Below are 8,800 nucleotides of genomic sequence, written 5' to 3' on the forward strand. Positions count from 1 at the left end.
CCACTCACCATCGCCGACGACCACCTGCTCACGGCGGCCGCCTCCTCCTGGCAAGATTGGCTGCCGCTAGATCGGCAGTGGCTGCAGTCGCCGGCAGCCGAGCGATTTCGGCCCATGATGACGGCGATCATTGCCAGCGAGTCGGCGATGCCCCCCTGTTTTTCGTCAAGGATCCGCGGATCTGCCGGTTCCTCCCCTTCATAGCCTCGATCCTGGCCGATCTCAGGATTGACCCGATCGCATTTCTGCCTGTCCGCAACCCGCTCGAAGTCGCCTGTTCGCTGCAGGAACGGGATCAAATGGAACTGCCGACAGCGTTCATGCTGTGGCTCAGGCACGTGCTCGAAGCGGAGCATCATTCGCGACACATGCCGCGCTGTATCCTGCGCCACGAAGACCTGTTGAGCGACTGGCGACATCAGATGGACCGCGCGGCCAGGGAGACCGGAATCGTCTGGCCTGTCACGTCCGATCAGGCCGACACCGCAATCGCCGAGTTCCTGGACAAGGACCTGCATCATCAGCGGGCCTCGGTCGCTGATCTGCAAAACCATCCGGATGCCACGCCATTAGTCCGCAGCGCCTATGCCATTTTGCGCAGTATGGCGTCTGAAGGCGACAGCCAGGACTTGCGCGACCAGCTCGACAGGGTGCGGGCGACGTTCGATGAGAGCTGCGATGTGGTTGGCAAGGCCGTTACCGCAGGGAACCTGGCCGCTAAACGGCTACACGGCGAACTGGAAAAGGGCATCGTCGAGCGTGACGCCCTCGCTGACGCCCAACAGGCCCTCATCCTAGACCGAGACAGCTTCATGGCGGAGCGTGACGCGCTTGCTCACGCCCAGCAGGACCTCATCCAAGCCCGAGACAGCTTCATGGCGGAGCGTGATGCGCTTGCTCACGCCCAGCAGGACCTCATCCAAGCCCGAGACAGCTTCATGGCGGAGCGTGACGCGCTCGCCCTGGCCCAAGACGGCCTCGTAGCCGAGCGTAGCGCGCTGGCCAGGATCCGAGACGACCTGGTGGCGGAGCGCGATGCAGCGCTTGCGTCACGCAGATGGCGATTGACCGGACCGTTGCGATGGGTGAGCTCCATTCGTCGGCGATAGCAGCAAACACTCTAAACGCTGCTCGACAAACTGTGATCGCCTGTCAAGAAACCGTCACACGGAACCCGCCTCCCTCGTGTTACGAAGGACGGGTCGGCATCCGCGCGTCGGCATAGTCGAAATCTGAACCTGGTCGAAATTTCTTGGCGAAGCGAGCCGTGAACATTGCTCTCAACGCGGAAGGCCTGTCGCCTTACCTGCCCGACGAGCACGGGCTGTTCTTCATCTACCATTTCACCGCCGAGGGCCTGCGCACCAAGGACGCGGCCGAGGTTGCATGGACATGGCGCAGCTACCAGCTGTCCGACCTGCGCGCCCGTCATGAGATCGCCGCCGAGCAGGCTCTGCCCGGGCCGGTGCGCGAAGCTTTCCTCGGCGCCAGCCAGGGTTGCCACATCGATCTCGAGGATGCCTGGCTTTATGGCGACCTGCCGGATCTGCGCCACGACTATTCGGCGGAAGCGCGCGGGCTCGGCCATTTCCGTTTTGCGCTCAACGACAAGACGCTGATCGGCGCGCGCAAGCAGCCACTGGAATCGGTCGATCTCATCCGCAAGGCGGTGGAGAGCGGCTCGCGCAAATTCCGCTCCCCCGCCGACCTGGTCGAAGCGGTCATGGGCCAGTCGCTCGACGGCATGGCGGCCGAGCTCCACGGTCTTGGCGATACGCTGGACGGCATCGAGGACCGTATCGTGCGCGATGCCTGGCACGGCGAGCGGCAGTCGCTGGTCGAGGCGCGCCGTCAACTGGTGGTCATCCACCGGCAAATGGCGACGCTCACAAACCTTTTTCGCCATCTCGACCATTCGCATCGCAATGAGCTGCCCGATCGGATCAATGACATGGCGACAAGGGTCTCGCACCGGGCACACACGCTCTATCACGACGGCGAGCAGTTGCAGGCACGCGCAAGGTTGCTGCAGGACGAGTTGATGGCCAAGCTGACAATGCAGTCCAACCAGCTGCTCTATGTGCTGTCGGTGATGACGGCGGTGCTGTTGCCGATGACCATCATATCAGGCCTGTTCGGCATGAATGTCGGTGGCCTGCCCATGGTCAATACGCCGATGGGCTTCTGGGTGGTCTCGGTTTCGATCGTGATCGCCGCGGCGACCTACATGTTCGTAAGGCGGCTCGGGCGGACGTAACGCCCCGATCCCTTTGTTTTCACGCAATTCCCAAGGGAACGCGACGCGCTTTTCCTGGAATGCCCATCACGCCGTAGCGCGAAGATCCTCGACGATGGTGCCGGCGGCAGCGACCTCCGCCTCATGGTCCGGCTCCCGCCAGGTCTCGGCGAGACCCGCCGCATACCATTCCTGCATGGCCGGCAGGCCAAGCAATTGCGGGGGATAGGCTGCAGCTGCCCCTTCGAAAGACAGCCCATACGATAGCACACGGAACGCCACCGGAGCAAAGAAGGCGTCGACGGCGGTAAAATGGCCGCCGGCAAGGAACGGCCCGCCGAACAGGGCAAGGCCATCGTTCCAGAGATCGCCCAAACGGAACAGATCCTGCTTCAGCGCGTCCGACATCGGCAACGGTTTCACCCGCAAGCCGCAATTCATCGGGCATGCGCCGCGCAAGGCCGTGAAACCAGAATGCATTTCGGCGGCGGCCGAGCGCGCCCAGGCTCGCGCCTTGGCCTCGGCAGGCCACACACCATGGTGGCGCTCGGCGAGATACTCGGCAATAGCCAGCGAATCCCAGACAGCCCAGCCGTCATCCACCAGGCAAGGCACGCGCCCGCTGGGCGAGAACGCCCGGTAGAGATCGAAACTGGGCCCGGTCGGAAACGGCGTCAATTGCTCCTCGAACGGAATGTCGAGGGTGCGCATCAGCACCCATGGCCGCAGCGACCATGACGAATAGTTCTTGTTGGCGATATGCAGCACGTACATCGAAAGGCTCCCTACCTCGGGGCCAACGCCACCGGGCGGATTTCACGGCCACGAAACATCGACCAGGAATACATCGCCAATGCCGCCCAGATCAGCGCGAAGGCAATTGCTTGCGTGGTGCCGAACGGCTCGTCGAAAATCAGCACGGCGATCAGGAACACCATGGTCGGTGCGATGTACTGCATGATGCCGATGGTGGAGAGGCGCAGAAGCTTGGCGCCGAAGGCGAACAGAAGCAGCGGCACCGAGGTGACTGGGCCGCAGCCGATGAGCAAAGCCATATCGGTGCCGTTGCTGGAGATGAAATGGTCCTGGCCGTTGACGACCAGGAAGACGATGTAGGCAAGCGCCGGCACCGACAGCAAAAGCACTTCGAGCAGAAAGCCCTGGCTCGGGCCGATCGGCAGCGTCTTGCGGAAGAACCCATAGGCAGCGAAGGAAAACGCCAGCGCCAACGACACCCAAGGCAATTTGCCGGCATCGACGGTCAGAACGGCAACTGCGACCGCCGCCAGCAACACGGCCGCGATCTGCAGCCGGTCGAGCTTCTCGCCGAGCAACAACGCGCCGACGACGATGCTAACTAATGGGTTGATGTAGTATCCGAGCGCGGTCTCGACGGTGCGGTCGACCGAGATCGCCCAGACATAGATGGCCCAGTTGACGGAGATCAGGGTCGCCGTCAGCGCCGCCATGGCGATGCTGCGCGGCGAGCGGATCGCCGCCTTGAAATCGGCTGTGCGGCCGGCCCAGACCAGCACTGCAGCAGCAATCGGCACCGACCAGACGATGCGGTGGGCGATCACCTCGATCAGCGGCAGATGCGCAACCGCCTTCATGTAGAAGGGCAACAGCCCCCATAGCAGATAAGCGCCGAGCGCGAGGAGAAAGCCGCTGCGGGCTTTGGAGTCGGCGTCGGGCTGGATCGTGTCGCTGGCCATGGCAAACGCTATGGCCCAGTGGGCCATCCAAAACCATCGCAAAATTATGATGGATCAATGGACTTCCGCTGATGGTTCAAGGGGCGCGGCCAGTTCCTCGCCCCACTTCGGGGGGCGAGGAACCCAAGTCCTGCAAGCTTACTCCGCCGCGACCAATCCCGCCATGTCGCGGTTCTTCATCAGCTTGTAGACGATCGAATCCATCAGCGCCTGGAAGGACGCATCGATGATGTTTTCGGATACGCCGACCGTCCACCAGCGGGCGCCGGTGCCGTCATGCGATTCGATCAGGACGCGGGTGATCGCCTCGGTGCCGCCATTGAGGATACGCACCTTGAAATCGGCGAGTTCCATGTCGGCGATCTCGCTCTGGAATTTGCCGAGGTCCTTGCGCAACGCGATGTCGAGCGCGTTGACCGGGCCGTGGCCTTCGGCCACCGACATCTTCTCCTCGCCCTCGACCATCACCTTCACGATGGCTTCGGAGACCGTCTTCAACTGGCCGTTGGCATCGAAGCGGCGCTCGACCATGCAGCGGAACGAAGTGACGTTGAAGAACTCCGGCAGGCCGTGCAGCATTTTGCGCGCCAACAGCTCGAAGGAGGCATCGGCGCCCTCATAGGCATAGCCCTCGGCCTCGCGCTCCTTGACCACCGAGATCAGCGCATCGAGACGATGGTCGTCTCTGGGCACATCGATGCCGCGCCGCTTCAGCTCGGCGAGGAAATTGGCCTTGCCGCCCTGGTCCGAAACCATGACGCGGCGGCGGTTGCCTACCGCCTCGGGCAGCACATGTTCATAGGTCGCCGGCTCCTTGGCCAGTGCGGAGGCATGGATGCCGGCCTTGGTGGCGAAGGCCGAGGCGCCGACATAGGGCGCCTGCGCTTCCGGAGCGCGGTTCAGCAATTCGTCGAAGGCGCGGGAAAGCCGTGAAATACCGGTCAACGCTTCAACCGAGATGCCAGTTTCGAAGCGATCGGCGAAGGCCGGCTTCAGCGCCAGCGTCGGTACGATCGAGACCAGATTGGCGTTGCCGCAGCGCTCGCCGATGCCGTTCAGCGTGCCTTGGATCTGGCGCACGCCGGCCTCGACGGCGGCGAGCGAATTGGCCACCGCTTGGCCGGTGTCGTCATGGGCATGGATGCCGAGATGGCCGCCCGGAATGCCTGAAACAATGACCTTGTCGACGATGGCGCGCACTTCCGAGGGCTGCGTGCCACCATTGGTGTCGCACAACACCACCCAGCGCGCGCCGGCATCATAGGCGGTCCTCGCGCAGGCCAGTGCGTAATCCGGATTGGCCTTGAAGCCGTCGAAGAAATGCTCGCAATCGACCATCGCTTCCTTGCCCGCGGCGATTGCTGCTTCAACCGAAGCCTTGATGGAGTCGAGGTTCTCCTCATTGGTGCAGCCGAGCGCGACGCGGACGTGATAGTCCCAGCTCTTGGCGACAAAGCAGATGGCGTCGGACTTGGACTGCACGAGCGCTGCCAGGCCCGGGTCGTTGGACGCCGACACGCCTGCCCGCTTGGTCATGCCGAAGGCGACGAACTTTGCCTTCGCCGTGCGCTTCTGCTGGAAGAAGGCAGTGTCGGTCGGATTGGCGCCGGGATAGCCGCCTTCGACATAGTCCATGCCAAAGTCATCGAGCAGCTTGGCAATCGCGATCTTGTCCTCGACGGAAAAGTCGATGCCCGGCGTCTGCTGGCCATCGCGGAGGGTTGTGTCGAAGAGATAGAGGCGTTGTTTGGTCATTGTTCTGTTGGCGCGCGAGCACCCCCCTCTGGCCTGCCGGCCATCTCCCCCTCAAGGGGGAAGATCGGCAGCTTTAGCGTCGGATCGTTTCCTGCAGCGATGAAGATTTGCGAAAGCGCCGATGACAGCCAATCTCCCCCCTTGAGGGGGAGATGTCCGGCAGGACAGAGGGGGGTGCCACGCGCTGTCATTTCCCCGCAAACCCATCCGTCGCACGTATCAGCCGATCCAGAATCCCCGGCTCCGAATAGGAATGGCCGGCGCCTTCGATGAGGTGGAAATCCGCCTTCGGCCAGGCCTTGTGCAGGGCCCAGGCATAGCGCGCCGGGCACGGCATGTCGTAGCGGCCGTGGACGATTGTGCCGGGAATATCCGCGAGCTTATGGGCATCGCGCAGAAGCTGCCCCTCCTCCAGCCAGCCGGCGTGGACGAAATAGTGGTTCTCGATGCGGGCAAAGGCGATGGCGAAGTCGTCCTCGCCGAACTTGTCGCTGGTCTCCGGCTCCGGTAGCAGCGTGATCGTCTCACCTTCCCACAGGCTCCAGGCAAGGGCGGCTTCCATCTGCGCATTGCGGTCGGAGCCAACAAGCCGTTTGCGGTAGGCGGCCATCATGTCGCCGCGCTCGGCTTCAGGGATCGGCGCCAGGAAACGCTCCCATTTGTCGGGGAACATCTCGGAGACGCCGAACTGATAGTACCATTCGAGTTCGGCGCGGGTCAGCGTGTAGATGCCGCGCACGACAAGCTCGCTGACGCGATTAGGATGCGTCTCGGCATAGGCCAGCGCCAGCGTCGAGCCCCACGAGCCGCCGAACACCAGCCATTTTTCGAAGCCGCACATCTCACGCAGCCGCTCGATGTCGGCAACCAGGTGCCAGGTGGTGTTGGCCTCGAGCGAGGCGTTGGGTGTCGATTTCCCGCAGCCGCGCTGGTCGAACAGGATGACGTCGTAAAGCTTCGGGTCGAACAATTGCCGATGTTTTGGCGAGAAGCCGCCGCCAGGACCGCCATGCAGGAACACGGCCGGCTTGGCGCCCCTGGTGCCGGAGCGCTCCCAGTAGATATGATGGCCGTCGCCGACATCGAGCATGCCGGACTCGAACGCATCGATCTCTGGATAAAGAGTACGAAGTTCACTGTTCATTTCATTGCTCATATCTTCAGGCCGTGCGCGGGCCAGTCCGTGGTTTCGTGGTCGGGATGCTGGAAGGAGATGATCTGCTCCTGGCGGGAGTAGAAATCCGGATCCTGATGCATGGGCTGGTCAAAGATCGTTTCCACCCAAGGCAATCGGACCGCGTAGTTGACCTGGATCTGCGGCGCCAGATCGGAGCGGTCGTCGAAGGCGCCGATGGCGATCTCCAGTGCGCCAGGTTGGCGATAGGTCAGCGGTGTACCGCAGCGGGCACAGAAGCCGCGATCGATGTTGACCGACGACTGGAAATAGGTGGGCTCTTCGCGCATCCATTGGACGCCATCCTTGGGCACTGTCACCAGCGCGCCGAAAAACGAACCGAACTGTTTCTGGCACATGCGGCAATGGCAGATGGACGCCCGGCCGAGCTTGCCCTTGATGCGGAAACGCACGGCACCGCACTGGCAGCCGCCGGTTCGAACTTCATCGGTCATGATTTTCCCTCTGGCGGCCGGTGTTCGGTGTCCCATTGTTCGGTGTCATGGTCGGGATGCTGGTAGGAGACGAGCTCGGCGAGATAAGGCGCCGACGACATGTCGGCCATAGTGTCCTCGCCCGGCAATTGCGGGATGGTATCGACATAGGGAAGTTTTGCCTCCGTGCCCCACTGGATCAGCGGCACGATATCAGCCGGATTGTCGAAGGCGCCGATGGCGAGGCCGATGCCGTCGGGCGCGGTAAAGGTCAGCGGCGTGCCGCAATTGGCGCAAAAGCCACGATCGACATGGCTGGACGAGGCGAAATATTTCGGTTCGCCGCGCGTCCAGTCGAGTTTGGCGCCACGCACCGAGACCAGGGGCGCGTAAAATGAGCCGAACGCCTTCTGGCACATGCGGCAATGGCAGATCGAGGCGTCACCCAGCGCACCCTCGACGCGAAAGCGCACCGCGCCGCACTGGCAGCCACCGGTGTAGATCGGCCGGTTGTCGAGGCTCATGGCGTCTCACTCCGTTTCATAGTCGTTCGGGCGCATGGCAGACGGCCTCGACATTGTTGCCGTCGGGATCCAAGACGAAGGCGCCGTAATAGTCCTGGTGATAATGCGGGCGCAGCCCCGGCCCGCCATTGTCCTTGCCGCCGGCGGCGAGCGCCGCGGCATGGAAGGCGTCGACCTCGGCGCGGCTGCGCGCGGTGAAGGCGACGTGCTGATGGGTCCTCGGCTTGTCATCGCTGGCCTGCAGCCAGAACACCGGCCGGTCGCGGCCATAGCCACCGACCTTGGCGCCGCCGGTATATTCCAGTGGCACCATGTAGATCAGCGAGGCGCCAAGCGGCGCTATCGCCTGGTCATAAAAGGCTTTCGACGCGTCGAAGTCGGCGACATTGATGCCGAGATGGTCGATCATGAAACAAGCTCCTCCCTTGCTGGCGCCGGCACGTCGGCGCCGGCCAAGCCGGCCCCGATGACGATGTGCTGGCAGGCATTGTCGATATCGCGGATGACGTCGTCGTTCCAGAAGCGCAGGATGGTCCAGCCACTGGCACTCAATTGAGCGCTGCGTGCCTTGTCGCGTTCTGCATCTTCTACGTCGGCATGCTGACTGCCATCAACCTCGACTACGAGGTGGTGGGCCGAACAGGCGAAGTCGACAATGTAGGGTCCAATCGGTACCTGTCGGCGAAAGCTTATCCCCATCAGCCGGTGAGCCCGGAACTCATTCCACAGTTTCAGCTCGGCATCGGTCATGACGCGAAGCATGGACTTTGCATTCTTGCGCTGACGCGATGGAACGAGGTCGTGACCCATGCTCAGGCCACTCCGCGCTGGCGATTAGCGAAAACCGAGGCGAGGGCTGATCTCCCCCGCAAGGGGGGAGATTGGCTGTCGCTGCCGCCTTCGCCAATCTTACAACGGTGTCTCGCGCCACCCTCACCGCTTCACCTCCCACGTCGTCACGC

At 62.9% G+C, this 8,800-nt stretch carries 10 protein-coding genes; 2 read left to right on the forward strand and 8 right to left on the reverse strand.

Annotated features, from left to right (window positions below; translation table 11 throughout):
* Nucleotides 1-77: 77 nt before the first annotated feature.
* Both NKH38_RS31145 and NKH38_RS31150 read left to right on the forward strand, forming a co-directional pair.
* A complete protein-coding gene (locus NKH38_RS31145) occupies nt 78-1,109 on the forward strand; it encodes a sulfotransferase family protein (RefSeq protein ID WP_352764031.1) in 1,032 nt (343 codons plus the stop codon).
* A gap of 158 nt (nt 1,110-1,267) precedes the next feature.
* A complete protein-coding gene (locus tag NKH38_RS31150; RefSeq protein WP_352764028.1) occupies nt 1,268-2,257 on the forward strand; it encodes a transporter in 990 nt (329 codons plus the stop codon).
* A 66-nt stretch (nt 2,258-2,323) separates the two neighbouring features.
* Here NKH38_RS31150 and NKH38_RS31155 read toward each other — a convergent pair whose 3' ends face one another.
* The 8 genes from NKH38_RS31155 to NKH38_RS31190 form a co-directional block, all read right to left on the reverse strand.
* Entirely contained in the window at nt 2,324-3,010 is a 687-nt protein-coding gene (locus tag NKH38_RS31155) for a glutathione S-transferase family protein (RefSeq protein WP_023673578.1), read from the reverse strand.
* Between the two features lie 11 nt (nt 3,011-3,021).
* Nucleotides 3,022-3,951 (reverse strand): EamA family transporter RarD, encoded by a 930-nt coding sequence (gene rarD / locus NKH38_RS31160; RefSeq protein ID WP_352764048.1) that lies wholly within the window; start codon nt 3,949-3,951, stop codon nt 3,022-3,024.
* A 138-nt stretch (nt 3,952-4,089) separates the two neighbouring features.
* Complete coding sequence (cimA, locus tag NKH38_RS31165) at nt 4,090-5,706, reverse strand: citramalate synthase (RefSeq protein ID WP_352764026.1); 1,617 nt, start codon at nt 5,704-5,706, stop codon at nt 4,090-4,092.
* A 187-nt stretch (nt 5,707-5,893) separates the two neighbouring features.
* Nucleotides 5,894-6,850, reverse strand: a complete 957-nt coding sequence (gene pip, locus NKH38_RS31170; RefSeq protein WP_352764024.1) for a prolyl aminopeptidase — start codon at nt 6,848-6,850, stop codon at nt 5,894-5,896.
* 8 nt (nt 6,851-6,858) lie between these two features.
* Complete coding sequence (locus NKH38_RS31175) at nt 6,859-7,335, reverse strand: GFA family protein (protein WP_352764023.1); 477 nt, start codon at nt 7,333-7,335, stop codon at nt 6,859-6,861.
* Nucleotides 7,332-7,838 carry a GFA family protein gene (locus NKH38_RS31180; protein WP_023687308.1) on the reverse strand — a complete coding sequence of 169 codons (507 nt, stop codon included), beginning with the start codon at nt 7,836-7,838 and terminating at the stop codon, nt 7,332-7,334. Before NKH38_RS31180 ends, NKH38_RS31175 begins: the two co-directional genes overlap by 4 nt.
* 16 nt (nt 7,839-7,854) lie before the next feature.
* Entirely contained in the window at nt 7,855-8,247 is a 393-nt protein-coding gene (locus tag NKH38_RS31185) for a VOC family protein (protein ID WP_352764020.1), read from the reverse strand.
* Entirely contained in the window at nt 8,244-8,648 is a 405-nt protein-coding gene (locus NKH38_RS31190) for an endonuclease domain-containing protein (RefSeq protein WP_352764018.1), read from the reverse strand. Before NKH38_RS31190 ends, NKH38_RS31185 begins: the two co-directional genes overlap by 4 nt.
* Between the last annotated feature and the right edge of the window lie 152 nt (nt 8,649-8,800).

The organism is Mesorhizobium sp. M1078, from assembly GCF_040318615.1.
Taxonomy (GTDB): Bacteria; Pseudomonadota; Alphaproteobacteria; order Rhizobiales; family Rhizobiaceae; genus Mesorhizobium.

Coding starts and splice junctions, on each gene's coding strand:
- NKH38_RS31155 (WP_023673578.1), bottom strand. CDS start 3,010: ATGTACGTGCTGCATATCGCCAACAAGAACTATTCGTCATGGTCGCTG.
- rarD (WP_352764048.1), bottom strand. CDS start 3,951: ATGGCCAGCGACACGATCCAGCCCGACGCCGACTCCAAAGCCCGCAGC.
- cimA (WP_352764026.1), bottom strand. CDS start 5,706: ATGACCAAACAACGCCTCTATCTCTTCGACACAACCCTCCGCGATGGC.
- pip (WP_352764024.1), bottom strand. CDS start 6,850: ATGAACAGTGAACTTCGTACTCTTTATCCAGAGATCGATGCGTTCGAG.
- NKH38_RS31175 (WP_352764023.1), bottom strand. CDS start 7,335: ATGACCGATGAAGTTCGAACCGGCGGCTGCCAGTGCGGTGCCGTGCGT.
- NKH38_RS31180 (WP_023687308.1), bottom strand. CDS start 7,838: ATGAGCCTCGACAACCGGCCGATCTACACCGGTGGCTGCCAGTGCGGC.
- NKH38_RS31185 (WP_352764020.1), bottom strand. CDS start 8,247: ATGATCGACCATCTCGGCATCAATGTCGCCGACTTCGACGCGTCGAAA.
- NKH38_RS31190 (WP_352764018.1), bottom strand. CDS start 8,648: ATGGGTCACGACCTCGTTCCATCGCGTCAGCGCAAGAATGCAAAGTCC.